The 19,390-nt window shown below is 67.4% G+C and carries 20 protein-coding genes; 15 read left to right on the top strand and 5 right to left on the bottom strand.

The features are described 5' to 3' along the window. Positions 1-13 precede the first annotated feature (13 nt). The 3 genes from RIC54_RS05855 to RIC54_RS05845 all read left to right on the top strand — a co-directional run bounded on the left by RIC54_RS05855 (position 14) and on the right by RIC54_RS05845 (position 3,030). A complete protein-coding gene (locus RIC54_RS05855) occupies positions 14-1,477 on the top strand; it encodes an alkaline phosphatase family protein (RefSeq protein ID WP_350150848.1) in 1,464 nt (487 codons plus the stop codon). Positions 1,478-1,565: 88 nt separating this feature from the next. After that, the gene (locus RIC54_RS05850) at positions 1,566-2,225 is read left to right on the top strand and encodes a glutathione S-transferase family protein (protein ID WP_350085261.1); all 660 of its coding nucleotides are present in this window, start codon (positions 1,566-1,568) and stop codon (positions 2,223-2,225) included. A 19-nt stretch (positions 2,226-2,244) separates the two neighbouring features. Further along, positions 2,245-3,030 carry a putative sugar O-methyltransferase gene (locus RIC54_RS05845; RefSeq protein ID WP_350085258.1) on the top strand — a complete coding sequence of 262 codons (786 nt, stop codon included), beginning with the start codon at positions 2,245-2,247 and terminating at the stop codon, positions 3,028-3,030. 19 nt (positions 3,031-3,049) lie between these two features. Here RIC54_RS05845 and RIC54_RS05840 read toward each other — a convergent pair whose 3' ends face one another. Continuing rightward, complete coding sequence (locus RIC54_RS05840) at positions 3,050-3,940, bottom strand: LysR substrate-binding domain-containing protein (RefSeq protein ID WP_350085255.1); 891 nt, start codon at positions 3,938-3,940, stop codon at positions 3,050-3,052. A gap of 97 nt (positions 3,941-4,037) precedes the next feature. Between RIC54_RS05840 and RIC54_RS05835 the strand changes: the two genes are divergently transcribed. Beyond that, the gene (locus RIC54_RS05835; RefSeq protein ID WP_350085252.1) at positions 4,038-4,781 is read left to right on the top strand and encodes a TSUP family transporter; all 744 of its coding nucleotides are present in this window, start codon (positions 4,038-4,040) and stop codon (positions 4,779-4,781) included. A gap of 32 nt (positions 4,782-4,813) precedes the next feature. Continuing rightward, on the top strand, positions 4,814-5,044 hold the full coding sequence (locus RIC54_RS05830; protein ID WP_350085249.1) for a hypothetical protein: 231 nt from the start codon (positions 4,814-4,816) through the stop codon (positions 5,042-5,044). Positions 5,045-5,048: 4 nt separating this feature from the next. On the opposite strand, the gene RIC54_RS05825 is transcribed toward RIC54_RS05830, so the two are convergent. Then, a complete protein-coding gene (locus RIC54_RS05825) occupies positions 5,049-6,020 on the bottom strand; it encodes an SMP-30/gluconolactonase/LRE family protein (protein WP_350085246.1) in 972 nt (323 codons plus the stop codon). A gap of 243 nt (positions 6,021-6,263) precedes the next feature. Here RIC54_RS05825 and rpmI point away from each other — a divergent pair, with 243 nt between their 5' ends. The 8 genes from rpmI to pheT all read left to right on the top strand — a co-directional run bounded on the left by rpmI (position 6,264) and on the right by pheT (position 14,376). Then, positions 6,264-6,461 (top strand): 50S ribosomal protein L35, encoded by a 198-nt coding sequence (gene rpmI / locus RIC54_RS05820; protein ID WP_350085243.1) that lies wholly within the window; start codon positions 6,264-6,266, stop codon positions 6,459-6,461. Positions 6,462-6,473: 12 nt separating this feature from the next. Continuing rightward, positions 6,474-6,833, top strand: coding sequence for a 50S ribosomal protein L20 (gene rplT / locus RIC54_RS05815; RefSeq protein WP_350085240.1), 360 nt, complete (start codon positions 6,474-6,476; stop codon positions 6,831-6,833). Positions 6,834-7,097: 264 nt separating this feature from the next. Further along, positions 7,098-8,093 carry a TRAP transporter substrate-binding protein gene (locus RIC54_RS05810; RefSeq protein ID WP_350150846.1) on the top strand — a complete coding sequence of 332 codons (996 nt, stop codon included), beginning with the start codon at positions 7,098-7,100 and terminating at the stop codon, positions 8,091-8,093. Positions 8,094-8,188: 95 nt separating this feature from the next. After that, positions 8,189-8,707, top strand: a complete 519-nt coding sequence (locus RIC54_RS05805; protein WP_350150844.1) for a TRAP transporter small permease — start codon at positions 8,189-8,191, stop codon at positions 8,705-8,707. Further along, positions 8,694-9,998, top strand: coding sequence for a TRAP transporter large permease (locus tag RIC54_RS05800; RefSeq protein WP_350085231.1), 1,305 nt, complete (start codon positions 8,694-8,696; stop codon positions 9,996-9,998). Before RIC54_RS05805 ends, RIC54_RS05800 begins: the two co-directional genes overlap by 14 nt. Before the next feature lie 135 nt (positions 9,999-10,133). Beyond that, positions 10,134-10,817 (top strand): pentapeptide repeat-containing protein, encoded by a 684-nt coding sequence (locus tag RIC54_RS05795; RefSeq protein ID WP_350085228.1) that lies wholly within the window; start codon positions 10,134-10,136, stop codon positions 10,815-10,817. 82 nt (positions 10,818-10,899) lie between these two features. Further along, entirely contained in the window at positions 10,900-11,970 is a 1,071-nt protein-coding gene (pheS, locus tag RIC54_RS05790; RefSeq protein WP_350085225.1) for a phenylalanine--tRNA ligase subunit alpha, read from the top strand. A gap of 3 nt (positions 11,971-11,973) precedes the next feature. After that, positions 11,974-14,376, top strand: coding sequence for a phenylalanine--tRNA ligase subunit beta (gene pheT, locus RIC54_RS05785; protein ID WP_350085222.1), 2,403 nt, complete (start codon positions 11,974-11,976; stop codon positions 14,374-14,376). Positions 14,377-14,404: 28 nt separating this feature from the next. Here the strand turns inward: pheT and RIC54_RS05780 are convergent, their stop codons facing one another. The 3 genes from RIC54_RS05780 to RIC54_RS05770 form a co-directional block, all read right to left on the bottom strand. Beyond that, entirely contained in the window at positions 14,405-15,259 is an 855-nt protein-coding gene (locus tag RIC54_RS05780; protein ID WP_350085219.1) for a DUF4743 domain-containing protein, read from the bottom strand. Between the two features lie 157 nt (positions 15,260-15,416). Beyond that, a complete protein-coding gene (locus RIC54_RS05775; RefSeq protein WP_350085216.1) occupies positions 15,417-15,728 on the bottom strand; it encodes an ACT-like domain-containing protein in 312 nt (103 codons plus the stop codon). A 167-nt stretch (positions 15,729-15,895) separates the two neighbouring features. After that, complete coding sequence (locus RIC54_RS05770) at positions 15,896-16,561, bottom strand: J domain-containing protein (protein ID WP_350085213.1); 666 nt, start codon at positions 16,559-16,561, stop codon at positions 15,896-15,898. Positions 16,562-16,955: 394 nt separating this feature from the next. Here RIC54_RS05770 and RIC54_RS05765 point away from each other — a divergent pair, with 394 nt between their 5' ends. Both RIC54_RS05765 and RIC54_RS05760 read left to right on the top strand, forming a co-directional pair. Next, positions 16,956-18,656: an acyl-CoA dehydrogenase family protein gene (locus tag RIC54_RS05765; RefSeq protein WP_350085210.1), complete on the top strand. Its 1,701-nt coding sequence runs from the start codon at positions 16,956-16,958 to the stop codon at positions 18,654-18,656. Between the two features lie 20 nt (positions 18,657-18,676). Next, positions 18,677-19,369, top strand: a complete 693-nt coding sequence (locus RIC54_RS05760) for a class I SAM-dependent methyltransferase (protein ID WP_350085207.1) — start codon at positions 18,677-18,679, stop codon at positions 19,367-19,369. The last annotated feature ends 21 nt before the right edge of the window (positions 19,370-19,390 follow it).

The following is a 19,390-nucleotide window of genomic DNA, read 5'->3' as shown; positions in this document are numbered from 1 at the left end:
CCCGGAGGAAACCATGCCGTCGCCGAAAGTCCTGGTCGTCGTGTTCGACGGCCTGCGGCTCGATCACGTGACCTCGAACCGGGCGCCGAACATCGCCGGGTTCGCCGCCGCCGGGGTGCGGCTGCCGAACACCGCGTCGGCATTCCCGAGCGAGACCCGCGTGCAGGTGACCACGGTGATGACCGGCCATCCGCCGGCCGGCCACGGAGTCATGGCAAACGCGTTCTACGACCGCCGCCTCGGCTTCGATTCGGCGATGGACACCTCCGACACACCACCCATGACAGCCGCGGAAAAGGTTTATGGCCGGCTGATCGGCGCGAACCATCTGAGCGAGATCCTGTGGGGGGCCGGCAAGCGGTTCGCCGCCGTGACCACCGGCAAGATCGGCAACGCCCGCCTGCTGGCCGGACGGGCCGCCGAACTCGACCAGCCGGTGCTGTCGATCTGGGGCGACGCGGTCTCCACCCCGGCGGCGCGCTGGTCCGAGGTGGTCGCCAAATTCGGCCCGCCGCCGGAGCAGGTGTTCCCGAACGTAGCGGTCGCCGACTGGGCGATCACGGCCATGCTCGACCACACCATCCCGGTGCACCGTCCCGACGTCGCGGTGCTGTGGCTGAATGAGCCGGACCTGTCCTACCACTACCGCGGCGTGGCCAGCGCCGACGCCGGGACGGCGATCCGGGGGGTCCACGCCGGGTTCGGCCGGATCCTCGACTGGTGGCGCGCCGAGGGGCGGGCCGCCGGCTGGAACATCGTCGCCATGTCCGACCACGGCCACGTCACGGTCGAGGGCCAGATCGACGTGGCGGCGGAACTGGCCAAGGCCGGGCTGGCGGTCGGCAAGGCGCTCGGCCCCGACGTCGACTACGCGCTGAAACCGGGCTACTCGGCCCACGTCGCGGTGCGCGACCGCGATCCGAGCCGCATCGAACGGCTGGTCCGGGTGCTGCAGGATGCCGAGTGGTCGGGGCCGATCCTGGCGCGCGCCGCCGACCCGGCGGCTCTTGGCGTGCTGCCGCTGGCGGCCGCCAACGTCGACCACCCGCGCGCCGGCGACGTGCTGTTCACCCTGCGTGCCCGCGACGATGCTTCGGCCGACGGCCTGCCCGGCGTGGCGCTGGCCGACAACCCGGACATCCCGATCGGCGGCGGCATGCACGGCGGATTCGCCAAGGCCGAGTTGAACCACTGCCTGTTCATCGGCGGCGACCAGTTCCGCAGCGGGGTCGAGGTTTCGACGCCCACCGCCCATGTCGATCTGGCGCCGACCGTGCTGCGGAGCCTCGGCCTGCCGCCGCACCCCCTGATGCCGGGACGGGCGCTGGAAGAAGCGTTCGCGATCGGCGAGGCGGCACCGGCGGTCCGGGAGATCGTCCACGAGGCCGGCCGCAACGGCTACGCCCAGACGTTGGTGACCGCCGAGGTGGCCGGCTCTAAGCGGCCATACCTGCGCTGGGGGCTGCGGACGGCGTAGGCCTGACCTTTGCGCTCTTGCGCACACCCTCGAACGCCTCGACGATAGCGTTCGACATGCCGTGACTTGGCGCGAAGGGAAATGCGTCATGGCCGAGTTTGTTGTGCACACCGCGCTCGGCAGCCCGTTTGGCCGCGCAGTCCTGGCAACCTTGCTGGAAAAGGGCGCCCCCTACACGCTCGTGCCCGTCGCGCCAGGCGCCTGGAAGGTCGAGCCTCACCTCTCGCTGCACCCATTCGGGCGAGTACCAGTGCTCGAGCACAGCGGCATCGTGCTTTATGAGACCCAGGCCATCCTGCGCTATCTCGACCGCGTGCTGCCAAGCCCGTTGCTGACGCCATCCGATCCGCGGACAATCGCCCGCATGGATCAGGTCATGGGCATCTGCGACTGGTATCTGTTCCAGGGCGTCGTCAATGTCATCGGCTTCCAGCGTCTGGTCCGGCCACACCTGACCAAGTTGCCTCCCGACGAAGCGGCGATTGCGCAAGCGATGCCAAGGGCGCACGCGGTGCTCCGCGTGCTGGATCGCATCCTTGGGGAGCAGCAGCATCTAGTCGGCGACAGAGTGACCCTCGCCGACCTGCACCTAGCACCGCATCTCGCCTTTCTGGCCAGAACCCCGGAATGGCCAAAGCTGATAACGCCGACACCGGGTCTGGCCGGTTGGCTCGACCGCATGAACGACCGCGAGAGTTTCCGGTCGACCGTCCGGGAGCGCCTTGCCGAGACCAGCGGAACGCCCTGATCCTGATAATGGCGTCGACGTGGCCGGCCAACGCCGGCCGACCGTCGAGGGGGCCGAGATCGAGCGCTACCAGAAGATGGTGGGATCCCGGGCCCGTCGGGTCGGTCAGACAGTTGCAGATGACTATCCCGAACGGTTCGGCGACTGGCTGACATTGATCGACGAACGCTATGATTTCGGCGGAATCCGTGTGCCGCTCGTCGTAAACCAGCGCGCCATCACGAGCACATACCACGCGCTGAGGGTCGGGCGGCGAGGGCTTGACGCCAATGCCGCGATGCGCCGGCACGACCGTCCGACGCGCATCCTCGTCGAGATCGGCGGCGGACATGGTCGGACAACCCGTGATCTGGTTCTGCTGCTCGGTGTGAAGACCGCCTTCTACATCGATCTGCCGCTCAACATGCTGCTGGCCGCGCGATACCTTCACCGTTTCTTCGGCGGCCGGGTGAACGTGGTTTGGCATGATCGGGACCCGATCATCGAGGGCGGCATCAACATCGTCGCTCCCTGGCTGATTGACCGCATCGACGTTCCGATCGACCTGCTCGTGAACTTCCTGTCGTTCCAGCACATGTCGATGGCGGCACTCCGCTTCTACGGCGAGCGTCTGATCGAACCGCGGGTGCAGGCGGTGTTTCACGAGAACCGGGACCGACCGCGCGAGAGGCACGACGTCGGAATGACCGACTACCCGTTCCGGGCCCCTTTCACCTCCGTCCGCACCCGGGAAACCTTCGTGCCGACCGACCCGCACGGCCGGCCGGTCGGGTCGGTCATCGAGGAGTTCCTCGTCCGATCGTAACGCCGCCGTTCGTCTGGCGTCAGGTGACAGCGCCTCCCGAGTGGACGTCGGTGCCGACGCGCAACCACTCCCGGAAGGCGGTGAACGCCGGCTCGTCGGCGCGGGCCTGCCGGTAGACCAGATACCAGCCCTTGCCTTTCGACACGGTCGCCGTGAACGGCGCGACCAAGCGGCCGGCGGCCAAGTCGTCGTCCACATAGGGCCGGATGCCCATTGCCACCCCGACCCCGTCGAGCGCCGCCTGCAGGGCCTGACCGTAGTATTCGAACTGCGGCCCGTTGGCCGTTGTCCGGGTCTGGCCGGCCGCTCGCAGCCAGCGCGGCCAGTCGTCCGGCGCGTGACCGACCCGCAGCAGGGACGCTCCGTCGAGATCGGCCGGCGCCGACAGGGTGCGGGCCAGCGCCGGCGTGCACACCGGCAGCAGGTCGGCGGCGAACAGCGGTTCCGCCACCAGATCGGGCCAACGCCCGTCGCCCAGGGTAATGCCGCAGCTCCAGTCCGGGTCGAACGGGGCCGCCACCCCGCCGGTGGTGATGCGCACGTCGATCTCCGGCGCACGCCGGCGGAAATCCGCCAGCCGCGGGATCAACCAGCGGATCGCGAAGGTCGGACCGACACCCACCGTCAGGACCCGACGGGTGCCGACTGAAGTCACCTGATCGGTCAGCAGCGTCAGGGAATCAAAGATCTGGGTCAGGCCGGCCTGATAGGTTCGACCGGCCACGGTGAGCGCCAACCGATTGGCGCTGCGTTCGAACAGGGCGAGGCCGAGCCGTTGTTCGAGCAATCGGACCATCCGGCTGACCGCCGCCGGCGAGACGTGCAGTTCCTGTGCTGCGCCGGCAAAGCTGCCGGCTCGGGCCGCGGCCTCGAACGCGCGAACGCCGTTCAGAAACGGGAGCCGGCGCATGTCACCCTCAGGAAAGCTGATGCTGATCGGAACATAACTCCGTTTGCCGAACCGGCTCAACCGGCGCACAACGTTGGCAGGCGAGGGGATCTATCGAATGACACCGCTGCTGATCCTGGTCGTGTGCTCCGTGATGGTGGCCACGTCGTTCCTGTCCGGCATCTTCGGGATGGCCGGCGGCATGATCCTGGTCGGCGTCCTGCTCGCGATCATGCCGGTGCCGGAGGCGATGGCGCTGCACGGCATCACCCAGATCGCCTCCAACGGCTGGCGGGCGGCGCTGTGGTGGCGCCATGTGCAGTGGCGGGTCGTCGCCGTGTTCGTCGTCGGATCGGGCCTGGCCCTGGCGGTGTGGTCGATCTGGCTGTTCGTCCCCAGCAAGCCGATGGCCCTGCTGTTCCTGGGCGTCACCCCGTTCCTGGCGAGGCTGGTGCCGGAAGGGCGCCGGCTGACACCGGAGAAGAAGACTCACTGCGTCGCCATGGGCGCGACCTGCATGAGCCTGCTGCTGATGACCGGCGTCGCCGGCCCGCTGCTCGACCAGTTCTTCCTGGGTGGCAGTCTGGAGCGTCGGCAGATCATCGCGACCAAGGGGATCTGCCAGATCGTCGGCCACGGCATCAAGCTTCTGTACTTCAGCGCGCTGATCGACCAGGTCGGCACGGTGGATCCGCTGGTGGCCGTGCTGGCGGTCGCCGCCGCCATGACCGGGACCCTGCTGTCGAAGAAGGTCCTGGAAGCGATGAGCGACACCCAGTACCGCCGCTGGGCCGGCCACCTGATCACCGCGATTTCAGGGTACTATGTGCTGCAGGGCAGCTACCTGATGGTCACGAGCTAGGGATGACGATCCGACGCGAAAGGAGAACCGCCATGCCGGAAACGCACGAACCGCTGATCCTCGACCTGGTGGCCTGGGTCGCGGTCGAGCCGAAGCCCTACACCGAGGTCATGGACGCCTGGCGCACCTCGTGCCCGCGTCTGCCGGTGTGGGAGGATGCGGTCGATCGCGGCCTGGTGGCCCGGACCGACGGCGGAACGGCCGGCCCGGTGGTGCAGGCGACACCGGCCGGGCTGGCGCTGCTGCGCGCCAGCGGCCGGTAGCCGGTCAGCCGCCAGCCACTCCCTGGGTGTTGACGTAGACCGCGTACAGCGACTGGCTGGCCGCCATGAACAGCCGGTTGCGCTTGCGCCCGCCGAAACAGACGTTGGCGCAACGTTCCGGCAGGGCGATCCGGCCGATCTTGGCGCCGTCCGGCGCGAACACCAGCACGCCGTCGAGTTCGGCGGTGCCCATGCCCCAGCCGCACCACAGATTGCCATCGACGTCGCAGCGCATGCCGTCCGGGGTGCCACCGGGACCGGCGTCGATGTGCACACGCTTGTTGGCGATGCCGCGGCCGCCATCGACCACGTCATAGGCCAGGATCTTGCGGTGCGGTACGCCGCGCGACTCCACGACGTACAGGATGCTTTCGTCGGGCGAGAAGCACAGGCCGTTCGGACCCAGCACATCGTCGGCGATCAGGGCCGCCTCGCCGGTCTCGCCGTCGATCCGGTAGACCGCCTGCCCGGTCTCGGACTCCGCCTGGTTGCCCTCGTAGTTGCCGAGCAGGCCGAACGGCGGGTCGGTGAACCAGATCGAGCCGTCGGATTTCACCACCACGTCGTTCGGCGAGTTCAGGCGCTTGCCCTGCCAACGGTCCATCAGAACGGTGATCGAGCCGTCGTACTCGGTGCGGACGACCCGGCGGCCGGCGTGCTCGCAGGTAATCAGGCGGCCCTGGCGGTCGCGGGTGTTGCCGTTCGGATAGTCGGTGGAGTGGCGGTAGACGCTGACCGCACCGGTCTCCTCCTCCCACTTCAGCATCCGGTTGTTCGGGATGTCGCTCCACAGCAGGTAGCGGCCGTCGCCGATCCACACTGGACCCTCCGCCCAGCGCGATCCGGTGTGCAGCCGTTCGACCGCGGCGCTGAAGATCTTGTACTTGTCGAACCGCGGATCGAGGCTGGTGATCGCGGGGTCGGGATAGCGCGGAAACGCGCGCCAGCCGGCGGACGGAGGATTGTCGGTTGTCATGCGGTTCGATCCTGGACGATGGCCGGTCCGGACGCGGTCGCCGAACACGTTGTGCGAGCCTAAGCCGCCCTGTCGACGCAGGGCAAGCCGCCGCGGTCGAGATCGCTTGCACCGTGCCGCTGCTGCCTGTATATCCCCGCCTTCCTCTCGGGACCTGCGGGTTCCGGGACGGGGCGCCGCGTGCGGGCCAAAAGGGCTGCCCGGCCGGCGACGTGTCGATCACGACAGAACAGGAGCGACGAAATGCCCAAGATGAAGACCAAGAGCAGCGTGAAGAAGCGCTTCCGGCTCACGGGCTCCGGCAAGGTCCGGGCGAACGTGGCCTACAAGCGGCACCAGCTCAGCGCCAAGAGCGTGAAGATGAAGCGGCAGAATCGCGGGACCATGATCCTGTGCGAGGCGGATGCCGGCATCATCAAACAATTCATGCCCTACGGCTGAGGAGGCTGAGCAATGGCACGCGTTAAGCGGGGCGTAACGGCTCACGCCCGCCACAAGAAGGTTATCGACAAGGCCGCCGGCTACTACGGCCGCCGCAAGAACGTCTTCCGGGTCGCCGTCCAGGCGGTCGAGAAGGCCCAGCAGTACGCCTACCGCGACCGCAAGGTCCGCAAGCGCGAGTTCCGCGCCTTGTGGATCCAGCGCATCAACGCCGGTGTGCGGTTGTACGGCATGACCTACTCGACGTTCATGAACGGCATGAAGCTGGCCGGCATCGAGCTCGACCGCAAGGTTCTTTCGGACCTGGCGATCCGCGAGCCTGAGGCCTTCAAGCAGATCGTCGAACAGGCGAAGGCAGCCCTGCCCGCCTGATCGAACGTCAGACGACGAGATAGCTGAACGGCCGGTCGCAAGACCGGCCGTTTTCGCGTTGCGAGCACGGCCTTCACCCCTTGGTGCGCAGCCCGCAGCGGCGTACCCTGCCGGCTCGCGATCAGCGCGCAACCTCAAGTCATCATATTGCCATCTGATATGGTAACCGCCTACGCTGCGGGGCGTCGGTGACTGCCGGCCACGAGCCTGCCGGCCCGAATGGAGATCGGCGGGCCAGATAATTGCGTTCCAAGGGAGTGAGACATGACCCACCGCATCCGCCTCGCCGGCGCCCTCGCCGCCGCCGGCCTATTGGCCATGGCAGCCATGCCGGCCGCCGCCCAGGAAATCGAGCTGCACGGCGCCGTCCAGTTCGACGACAACCACGCCTTCAACAAGGCGCTGCTGAAGTTCGAGGAGCTGACCACCGCCTGCTACAAGAAGCCGATCAAGTTCGTGCTCCATCGCAACAGCGAACTCGGTCTGGAGAAGGACTACTTCAACTTCATGAGCAAGGGTGTGTCGGTCGACTACGCGATCGCCTCGCCGTCGCACATGTCGACCTACTCGAAGATGGCCCCGCTCATGGACATGCCGTTCCTATTCCGGGACCTGGATCACTGGAACAAGGTGCTTGAGCAGGACGGGCTGGCGCCGATCGCCGACGATGTGAAGGCGAAGGCCGACGTGATCCTGATCGGCTATGCCGGCGGCGGCACCCGCAACCTGATCGTCAAGCGGCCGGTCGAGAACATGGCCGATCTGAAGGGCCTGCCGATCCGCGTGATGGGCGCGCCGATCCAGACCCAGATCTTCCAGGCCATCACCGCGGCCCCGACCGTGATCGCCTACTCCGAGGTCTACAACGCCATCCAGACCGGGGTGATCGACGCCGCCGAGAACGAATCGGCCGGCATCGAGCAGATGAAGTTCTATGAAGTCGGTCCGGACATCTCGCTGACCCAGCACGCCATCACCGTCCGGCCGATCGGGTTCAGCGGCAAGACCTTCCGCAAGCTGCCCGCCGACCTGCAGGCCTGCATCATGAGTTCGGGCAAGGCGGCCGGAAAGCACGGCCGCGACATCGAGTCGTCGCAGGATTCCGCCAAGCTCGCCAAGATGGAGAGCGAAGGCAAGCTGAAGACCCACAAGTTCACCGACCGCGCCAAGCTGCTTGAACTGGCCGAGCCGGTGAAGCAGGCGTACGCCGCCGAACTCGGCGCCACCGCCGTGCTCGAGAAGATCAACAGCATCAAGTAATCTCGGCAATCTGCGAGCAGACCGTGCGGCGGACGATTGGAAACGATCGTCCGCCGTCGGTTGACGTGTGACGAGCTTGAGGTGGGCCGCCTGCCATGACCCCGAGACTGACCCGAATACTCGACTGGATCGACCGCGTGATGCGGGTGGCGATCACCGCGCTGATCGCCCTGCTGATCGTCCCGGTCACCCTGCAGATCCTGGCCCGCTACATCGATTTCGTGCCGCGCTACATCTGGACCGAGGAAGTCGCGCGGTTCTTCTTCGTGTGGATCATCATGCTGGGCGCGATGATCGCCGTGCGCGACGACAGCCATTTCGACGTCGACGTGCTGCCGCACCCCCGCACCCTTGCCGGCGAGGGCTGGCAACGGCTGGTCGTGCACTCCGTCATGATGGCGCTGGCGCTGTGCTTCGTGTGGTACGGCAAGCAGTTCGCCGATGAAGGACTGCTGCAGTCGTCGGAGATCGCCGACCTGCCGATGATCACGATCTACATCGCCTGGCCGCTGGCCGGCGTGGCCTGGACCCTGTTCCTGATCGAGAAACTCGCCGTCGACATCGCCAAGATCCGCGGAACCTACAATACGGGAGAGACCAATGTCGCCGGGTGAGGTCGCCGCCATCCTGTTCGGGACCTTCGGCGTTCTGGTTCTGATCCGTATTCCGGTGGCGTTCGCGCTGGGCCTGGCCTGCGTTCCGGTGTTCTTCCTGTCGAACCGATTGTCGCCGACCCTGCTGTTCGACCAGATGTTCGGCTCCTACAATTCCTTCGTGCTGCTGGCCGTACCGTTCTTCCTGCTGGCCGCCAATTTGATGAACAGCGCGGGCATCACGCAGCGCCTTATCGACCTGTCGAAAGCGCTGGTCGGCCACCTGCCCGGCGGGCTCGGCCACATCAACGTCATGGTCTCGATGCTGTTCGCCGGCATTTCCGGCTCGTCGACCGCCGACGCCGCCGGCATCGGCTCCCTGCTGATCCCGCAGATGAAGAAGCAGGGCTACGACGCCAGCTTCTCGGTCGCGATCACCGCCTGTTCGTCGGTGATGGGCGTGATCATCCCGCCGAGCATCCTGATGGTGGTGTGGGGCGGGCTGATGTCGGTCTCGATCGGCGGGCTGTTTCTGGCCGGCGTCCTGCCGGGCATTCTGATTGCCGCGTCCATGATGGTGCTGGTGTACATCTACGCGATCCGCCGCGGATACCCGGTCTACACCCGCTCCAGCGTGCCCGAGGTCGGGCGCGCCATTGCCAATGCCATTCTGCCTCTGATGACGCCGCTGATCATCGTCGGCGGCATCGTCGGCGGGTTCTTCACCCCGACCGAAGCCTCGGTGGTGGCGGTCCTGTACGCCTTGGCGATCGGGCTGTTCGTCTACCGCACCTTCACCTTCCAGACCCTGCCGAAGGTGCTGTACGAGAGCGCCCGGTTCGCGGCGATCTCGTTGTTCTGCATCGGCACGGCATCGGCGTTCGGCTGGATTCTGGCGTTCTTCCAGATCCCGAAATCCCTGGTCACGGTGATGGCCGCCTGGGGCACCGGCCCGATCGAGACCGGCCTCTTGGTCGCTGCGGCGTTCCTGATCGTCGGGATGTTCATCGACGCCATCCCGGCGATCATCATCCTGGGCACCGTGCTGTTCCCGGTCGCCCAGGCCGCCGGCATCCACCCGATCCATTTCGCGATCATCGGCGTCGTCTCGCTGGCGTTCGGGCTGGTGACGCCGCCCTACGGCCTGTGCCTGCTGATCGCCAGTTCGATTGGCGAGATCAAGCTGATCCACGCGCTGAAGGACGTCTGCGTCATCCTGTTGCCGATGCTGGGGGTCCTGCTGTTCGTGATCCTGTTCCCCGAGGCGATCCTGGCCCTGCCTCGCTGGGTCATGCCCAAATTCATCGGCTGACCAAACGTCCGCCCGTCCCGCGTAATTAACCATCCGCGTTCATCCGCCTTTAACAAAGGGTCCGTATGAAAGACGGATGCATCAGCGCTTAGACACCGCGACGGGCTCCGCGCACCACGTCCCTGGGGGTATGGCATGACGGCATTGGCCGCCGTGTCCCCCGGCCAGTGCGGGATTCCGCCGGTGTTGCGTCGGATCATCGCGGCTCACCGTCGATGGATCCAGACCAACGGCCGGGCCGGCGAACGTGCGGAACTGCGCGACTTCGACCTCCGGGACATGGACCTGACCGGGGTCGAGTTGAGCGGCGCCGACCTGTCCGGTGCCGATCTTCGTGGTGCCTGCCTCAACCGCAGCCAGTTCCGTCTGGCGACCATGCGCGGCGTGCACCTCGACGGCGCGTCGATCAACCAGGTCCACTTCGACGGCGCCAACCTGGACCGAGCGGTGTTCGATCGGGCCCACGTGACCGATTCGCGCTTCGATCCGATCGAACTGGTTCGCGGCGACGGATCGACGACGCACGGCGAGGTTGCCGTCCGGCTGGTCGGGGTCCGATTCCGCAAGGCCGTGATCAGCGGCTCCTCGTTCCGCAACGCCGACCTGCGCGCCGTCAAGTTCGACCAGGCCGAGTTGGTCGATTGCGACTTTGAGGGCGCCTACCTGGAGCCGGCGGCCCGCGACAAGGCAATGGCTTCGATGTGCCGCACATCGGCCGTTGCATCGGCCTCGCCGATTGAAGCGGCCAGCCTCGCCGCCTTCTACGCCGGAGTCGGCCTGCGGCGCGCGAACGGCGAAAATCGCTATCAACAGCCCTGAAACCATCTCGTGCTCGCCTTGACGCGCGCGACCCGTTAAAACGGCGCCCTTGGTAGAGGATCGTCCGATTTTCGGGGACATGATGGATAACGTGGACGCGCTGCGCGCCGAGTTGCTGACCGAGGTCGAACAGGCCGGCACGCTGGAAGCGCTGGAACAGGTACGCATCACCGCCCTTGGCAAGAAGGGGCGGATCACCGAGCGCATGAAGGCGCTGGGCGGGCTGGATCCCGAGGCGCGCCGCGCCGCCGGCCAGACCCTTAACGCCGTCAAGGACGCGGTCAGCGACGCATTGGAAGGCCGCCGTGCCGCGCTGGGGGACGCCGCGCTCAACGCCCGGCTGGCCCGCGAGCGCATCGACGTGTCGCTGCCGGCGCGGCCGGAGGCCCGCGGCCGCATCCATCCGATCACCCAGACCATCGACGAGTTGACCGCCATCTTCTGCGAGATGGGATTCACGGTCGCCGAAGGTCCCGACATCGAGACCGACTACTACAACTTCGAGGCCTTGAACTTCCCGCCGGAGCATCCGGCCCGCCAGGACCATGACACCTTCTACCTGCAGCCCGACGCCGAGGGCCGTCGCAAGGTTCTGCGCACCCATACCTCGCCGGTGCAGGTCCGCACCATGGAGACGACGACCCCGCCGATCCGGATCATCGTGCCCGGCCGCACCTTCCGCTCCGACCACGACGCCACCCATTCACCGATGTTCCATCAGGTCGAGGGGCTGGTGATCGACAAGAAGACCCACATGGGCCACCTCAAGGGCTGCCTCATCGACTTCTGCCGGGCGTTCTTCGGCATCGACGACCTGCCGGTGCGGTTCCGGCCGTCCTACTTCCCGTTCACCGAGCCGTCGGCCGAGGTCGACATCGGCTGTTCGCGAAAGGGAGGCGGCCTGACCATCGGCGCCGGCGACGACTGGCTGGAGATCCTCGGCTCCGGCATGGTCCACCCGAACGTGCTGCGCTACGCCGGCATCGACCCGGCCGAGTACCAGGGCTTCGCCTTCGGCATGGGGATCGAGCGGATCGCCATGCTGAAATACGGCATCCCGGACCTGCGACCGTTCTACGACACCGACCTGCGCTGGCTGCGCCACTACGGCTTCGTGCCGATCGCCCAGCCGACCGTGGCGGGAGGACTCTGAGCCATGAAGTTCACCCTGAGTTGGCTGAAGACCCACCTCGACACCACCGCGTCGCTGACCGAGATCACCGACCGGCTGACCATGCTCGGCCTGGAACTCGAGGGGGTGGAGGACCGCTCCGCCGCGTTCAAGCCGTTCCGCATCGCCCATGTCATCGAGGCGGTCCAGCACCCGAACGCCGACCGCCTGCGGGTCTGTAAGGTCGACGCGGGCGACGGCATCGTGCAGGTGGTGTGCGGCGCGCCGAACGCCCGCACCGGCATGAAGGGCGTGTTCGCACCGGCCGGCACCCACATCCCCGGCACCGGCGTCGACCTGAAGAAGGGCGTGATCCGGGGCGAGGAATCCAACGGCATGCTGCTGTCCGAGCGCGAGCTCGGCCTGTCGGACGAGCATGACGGCATCATCGACCTACCGCAGGACGCGCCGGTCGGTGCCGGCTGGGCCGACTGGGCCGGCCTGGGCGATCCCGTCATCGACGTCGCGGTCACGCCGAACCGCGCCGACTGCCTCGGTGTGCGCGGTATCGCCCGCGATCTCGCGGCCGCCGGCCTCGGCACCCTGAAGCCGCTCGATACCTCGCCGGTCGCTGGAACCTTCCAGAGTCCCCTGAAGTGGCGGATCGACCTGCCGGATGACCGTCAGCACCTGGCGCCGATCGTCGCCGGGCGCTACTTCCGCGGGGTCAGGAACGGCCCCAGCCCGAAATGGATGCAGGACCGGCTACGCGCGGTCGGGCTGCGCCCGATTTCCGCGCTGGTCGACATCACCAACTACGTGATGCTGGACGTCGGCCGGCCGCTGCACGCCTACGATCCGGCGAAAGTGTCCGGTGACCTGACGATCCGGCTGGCCAAGCCGGGCGAGAAGTACTTGGCCCTGAACGGCAAGGAGTACGTGTTCGACGAGAGCATGCTGGTCCTGGCCGACGACCACGGGGCCGACGACCTGGCCGGCGTGATGGGCGGCGAGCGTTCCGGCGTGTCGGACGAGACCACCGACATGTTCCTGGAAGTCGCGATCTTCGATCCGATCTCGGTGGCGACGACCGGCCGCAAGCTCGGGGTGCTGTCCGACGCGCGCTATCGGTTCGAGCGCGGACTGGACCAGACCGGCCCGTTCTGGGGCACCGAGGTCGCGACCCGGCTGGTGCTCGAGATCTGCGGCGGCGAGGCCAGCGAAATGGTGGTCGCCGGCACCGAGCCGAACTGGCGTCGGTCGATCGCGCTTCGGCACTCCCGGATCAAGGGGCTGTGCGGCGTCGACGTGCCGGAGGCAGAGGCCAAGCGCATCCTGTCGGTGCTCGGGTTCGAGGTATCCGGCGCCGGCGAGACCATGACCGTGATGCCGCCGCCGTGGCGTGGCGACATCGAGGGCGAGGCCGACCTGGTCGAGGAAGTGGTGCGGGTCAACGGCTACGACGCCATCGCACCGGTCTCGATGGAGCGCGACACCACCGTTCCGCATCCGGCGCTGACACCGGAGCAGAATCGCCGCCGCCTGGCCAAGCGGGCGCTGGCCGCGCGCGGCATGATGGAGGCGGTGACCTTCTCGTTTCTGCCGTCGAAGCACGCCGCGCTGTTCGGCGGTGCCGGCGCCGAGCGGACCCTGGTCAATCCGATCAGCGCCGACCTCGACGTCATGCGACCGGCGATCCTGCCGAACCTGCTGGCCGCCACCGCCCGCAACGCCAACCAGGGCTATCCCGATCTGGCGCTGTTCGAGGTCGGGCCGGAATATGCCGGCGACCAGCCGCAGGACCAGGCCTGGGTCGCCTCAGGCCTGCGACATGGCCGCACCGGCCCGCGCGACGTGCGCAAGACCGACCGTCCGGTCGACGTGTTCGACGTGAAGGCCGATGCGATCGAGCTGCTTGAGGCGCTCGACGCGCCGACCGGCAACCTGCAGGTCTCCACCGACGACGCCCCGTCCTGGTACCACCCCGGCCGCTCGGGGTGTTTGCGGCTGGGCCCCAAGGTGCTGGCGCGGTTCGGCGAACTGCACCCGCGCATCCTCCAGGCATTCGACCTGAAGGGACCGGCGGTGGCGTTCGAGGTTCTGCTGGACGCGGTTCCGATGCCGAAGCGCAAGGGATCGCAGCGCCCGCTGCTGGAGCGCATCCCGTTCCAGGCGTCGGTGCGCGACTTCGCCTTCGTGGTGGACGAGCAGACACCGGCCGACAAGCTGGCGCGGGCGGCAGCCGGGGCCGACAAGGCGCTGATCGACGGGGTCCGGGTGTTCGACGAGTACCGCGGCGCCGGCCTGCCGGAGGGCAGCAAGTCAATCGCCATCGAAGTGACGCTGCAGCCCCGCACCGCGACCCTGACCGAAGAGCAGATCGAAGCGGTCAGCACCAAGATCGTCGCCGCGGTCCAGAAGAACGTCGGCGGCACCCTGCGCGGCTGATCGGGCCGGATGCAGCAGCCCTCGGTCGTTACGGCCAGGGCTGGTGCAGTCCGACCGACAGTTCGTGGAAGTCGGGGTGCTCCGGGTCGATCCGGCCGGTGCGCATCAGCCAGTCGATGACGACCAGGCTGCAGTTGTACTTGAAGGCATCCGAAGTCTCGACGATGCGGGCAACCTCGTCGATGTCCATCAGGGTGAAGCTGTCGACCTCGCCGTCCACCGGCTCGGGCGTGAACCCGGCCGGCACCTGCAGGTCGTATGACCAGAAGGCGTGCCGGCGCAGTCCTTCGGGAACCTCCATGGTGTAGCTGATCATCGACACCGGGACTGCCGTTTCGGCGAGCGACTCCGGTATCCCCGCCTCTTCGGCGCATTCCTTCAGCAGGTTCTGCCGGGGCGTCAGCCCGGCCGGGTGGCCGCCGGCCACCATGTTGTCCAGACGGCCGGGATAGGTCGTCTTGTCCAGCGCGCGCCGGGCGATCCACATCCGGGTGTCCGGCCCGTGGCCGACCAGGCCGTTCAGGTGGAAGCCGAGATTGACGATCCCGAACTGGGTCACCGCCCCGCGGTCCATCTCGAACAGCACCTCGGTGCCGGGCCGCTCCATCACCGCATAGCGCTCACCGCGCAACCGGCCGATCAGGCCGTCCTCCCGGAGCGCCGACAACGCCTCGTCGACAGCGGCGGTACGCTCCTCCGCGGTGCGCAGGTCGGGGTTCAGGTGCACCAGGTCCTCGAACACGTGGAACAGCGGCCCGAAGCGCATCAGCTCCAGCGTCAACGGGCGGCGGATCCAGCCGACCCTGGCCGAGCCCACGCGGAACGGCACGAAGTCGGCAAGGGAGTAGGCGTTGCAGTGGCGGACGTGGTCGAGAAAGGACATGCCTGCTCTATGCCCGAGGCGGCAAGGCACGGCAATCCCCCGCAACCGCAACAACCGTCATCCCGCGCGCGACAACCTGCCGGCACCCGCCGCCTGACGGTCTCCGGGTCAGCCCCCGTCTGGTATGACGACCGGAAAGCGACCGCCCGGAGCTCTATCAGGCGTAACTCTTCTCGCTGGTCAGAACGTTGACCACCGCCACCATCTGCCGGATGGCGTTGGCGATCTGCTCGGCCTTGGAACGATCGACGCCATCGACTTGCAGGTCGATGGTCAACTCGTCCCGCCGTCGGCCGCCGAGATCGGCGTGCCAGCGCAGCGGAATCATCCCGCGCTTGGCGAACAGCTCCAGCACCCGAGGCATGACCGACGGATCGGCGTCTGCCTGGATCGAGAAGCAGGCAACCGGGGATTGGGTTTCAGCGGGAAAGGCGGAAGCGGTAGACGGTGTCAGGCGCTCGGCGCGCATGGGGTATCTCCAACGATGTCGGACGGACGAACAGCACAGTCCCGGCCCTCGACGAGGACCGGGCGGCTAATTCGCCGGCCGATGCGGCCGACCGGCCGCAATTGGAGATCCACTTTCATGGAAAGAAAATTACCCGAGGCGCGACCGCCGGTCAACGACGACCTGAGTCACCCCATCAACCGCGATAGAGCGAGGTTCAGTTGGCTCATCCGGTCGTGGTCGCCGAATGCGGAATCCGGGTGGTAGATGACCGCGAGCCGCCGCCAGCGCCGCTTGATCATGGTTGCGTCCGGCACGGTCGACGGCGGAAACCCCAGGACGAACAGGGCATCGGCCCGGCTGGTGATGCCACGAGCCAGCACCGGCGTGGCGAGGTCCGCCACCAGCTGACGCAGGGTGTCGTTCTCCGTCGCCAGGCCGTCGCGCGCCCGATCGACGGCAGCTTCCGCCTTGCGGTCCGACGCGGTGACCACCGAAAGCTCGGCTTCGCCCTCTGCCATCTGCAGCGCGAGTGCCAGCGCCCGGCGCAGGTCCGTATCGCGGTATCCCGCCGGAAGTCGCATTTGGATCCGTGGCTTGCGCTTGAGCGTTCGGCCCTTGGACGCCCCGGATCGCAACTCGATCGCCTCGCGGTCACCGGGCGCGGGCTCGCCCGGGTCCTGAACCCGACCAAGCTGTTCGGGATCCACCAGCAACAGAACCGCGCGCGCCAGATCGGCCGGGCTGGCGCCTCGGCGCGCCGCCAGACGGGTCACCCGGTCGCGAAATCCGGTCGAACAGGCCACAATGTACGACGTGCCGCGCGTGCTGGCGGGATTGGAGGCGTCAGGCATAATCCTACCACTACTAGACTCAAAACCGCAGAAGCGCGCCACATATGGACAAGTCACCCTGACGGTACTCCCGGCAGCACTCCCGTGCAACCGCGTTCGGAGTTACGCGCCCGCCGGTCCGTTCCGCTCCGTCACCAAGTTCTTAACAATTGGCTGATAAATATGGTTAATGCCGCGTCCGGCAGACACTTTCAACCCGACGGAGCATCAAGCGGAGCCGGCATTTCAGATATGATCAAACTTCATCTATCACGTGATTTCAATGCCTTATAATCCACAGCTTTGGCTCAACATGAGAAACGCGTCGGATCCGAACTGATTTCACCGCCGCATCGCCTGGACCCACAGGCACTTCCGCGCCATCGTGCCCGCAGGACACCCCTCGGAGCCTCCCATGAACGACACCGCCCCGGATTCGGCCGCTGAACGACGGGATCTCGACACCCGAGCGCTGGCCCGCGCCGCCCTTCCCGCCGCCGATTCCGTGCTGGAGGCCGCGCGACGTCAGGTCAGCGCTCGCCTTGCACCCGGAGGCCGGGCCGACGCCGCCGCGCTGGATTCCGAACAGACCATGGCCCACGGATTCGCATGGCTTGCGACGACCGTCGAAGCGCTGCGTCAGACCCTCGCCTGGGCGGATCGATTGGCGGATTCCGGGCGTTTCGGCGACCGCGAGTCCGCCATTCTCGGTGTCGCCTACGGTGAGTATCTGGGCCAGATCGCCGGCGGCATCGCCATGACCCAGACCGAGACCATACGCCCCCACGATCTGGGACTGGAGCCGGCCGACCTCGCGCCGCTGGCCGACGAGCCGTGCCGGCGCCTGATGCGCGAGGGCAACGGCCAGGCGGCCCGGATGGCGCTCGCGGAATCTCTGCACGATGGCCTGGAAAGCGGCGATCCGGACGGCCTCGGCGACCACGGCCTGGACGAGACCATGGCCATGGTCCGCGAGCAGTTCACCCGCTTCGGCGCCGACAAGGTCGAACCGTATGCCCACCGCTGGCATCTGGACGACGAACTGATCCCGATCGAGGTGGTCGAGGCCATGGCCGAACTCGGCACCTTCGGGCTGACGGTCCCGGAAGAGCACGGCGGGCTCGGCATGGGCAAGGAGGCCCTGGTCGTGGTCTCCGAGACCTTGAGCCGCGCCTACATCGGCGTCGGATCGTTGGGCACCCGTTCGGAGATCGCCGCGGAATTGATCCGGCTCGGCGGCACCGACGCCCAGAAGGCGCATTGGCTGCCTCGGATCGCGTCGGGCGAGACCCTGCCGACCGCGGTGTTCACCGAACCGAACACCGGCTCCGACTTGGCCCGGCTACGCACCCGGGCGGTACGCGACGGCGACACCTATAAGGTGCATGGCAACAAGACCTGGATCACCCACGCCGCCCGCACCGACCTGATGACATTGCTGGTGCGGACCGATCCGAACGAGTCCGGCTACCGCGGTCTGTCGATGCTGCTGGCGGAGAAGCCGCGCGGCACCGACACCGAACCATTTCCCGCGCCGGGCATGAGCGGCGGCGAGATCCCGGTGCTGGGGTACCGCGGCATGAAGGAATACGAGATCGCGTTCGACGGCTTCTCCGTTCCGGCTGCATCCCTGCTTGGCGGCGTCGAGGGTCAGGGCTTCAAGCAGTTGATGGCGACCTTTGAGAGTGCGCGGATTCAGACCGCCGCGCGCGCCCTCGGGGTCGGACGCAATGCCCTGGAACTCGGGCTTCGTTACGCCTCCGAAAGAGTGCAGTTTGGCAAGGCAATCCGCCACTTTCCGCGGGTTGCGAACAAGCTGGCGCGCATGGCGGCAGAGCTTGCCGCAGCCCGCGCTCTGACCCTTTACGCAGCCCGCGAGAAAGACAGCGACCGGCGCTGTGACATCGAGGCCGGAATGGCCAAGCTGCTGGCCGCCAGGGTCGCCTGGGCCGCGGCCGACGACGCCCTGCAGATCCACGGCGGCAACGGCTTCGCACTGGAATATCCGATCAGCCGGGTCTTGTGCGACGCCCGGATTCTCAACATCTTCGAGGGAGCCGGCGAGATCCAAGCGGGTGTGATCGCGCGGGGCCTGCTCACCGCTGGGCGCAACTGACCCGTTTGACCCCGAGGCCGATGCCTGACCGAACCGATCCTGTCGAACAACTCATCCGTTCATGGAACGCCAACGCCGTCGCCTGGACCAGGACGGTGCGCAGCGGCGGAATCGCCAGCCGCAAGGCAGCGACCGACGCCGCAATCGTTTCGGCGATCGTCGGTCGGCGGCCGCGCCGCGTGCTCGACATCGGTTGCGGTGAAGGTTGGCTGGTCCGACGCCTCACCCAGGAACCCGGATGCGCCACCGTCGGCCTGGACGGCTGCGCGTCGCTGATCGCCGCCGCACGGGCAAGCGACCCCGGCGGCGACTACCGGGATCTTACCTACGCCGAGTTCATTGCAAACCCGGATGCAGTCGTCGCCGGAGTCGACGTGGCGGTGTTCAACTATGCCCTTCTGGAGAGCCGAGCCGTCGACCTGCTGTCGTCCGCCGCCTCCCGGCTGGCCCCCGGCGGCGTGGTGATCGTCCAGACCCTGCACCCCTGGGCGTCGGCCGGCAGCAGCTACCGCGACGGCTGGCGGACCGAGGACTTCTCCGCATTCGCGAGCTCGGATGAGGCGTGGGCGCCGATGCCCTGGTACTTCCGGACCCTTGAATCCTGGCTGGCTCTAATCCGCGATGCCGGGCTGGCGCTCGAGACCCTGCGCGAACCGGCAGGCGACAACGGCGCCCCACTGTCCCTGCTGATGGTCGCGGCACGGACGGCATAGCCTGCTATCCAGTCCGCGACG

Source organism: Thalassobaculum sp. (assembly GCF_040219215.1).
Taxonomy (GTDB): domain Bacteria; phylum Pseudomonadota; class Alphaproteobacteria; order Thalassobaculales; family Thalassobaculaceae; genus Thalassobaculum_A.
This window is presented reverse-complemented; position numbering and strand designations above follow the sequence as displayed.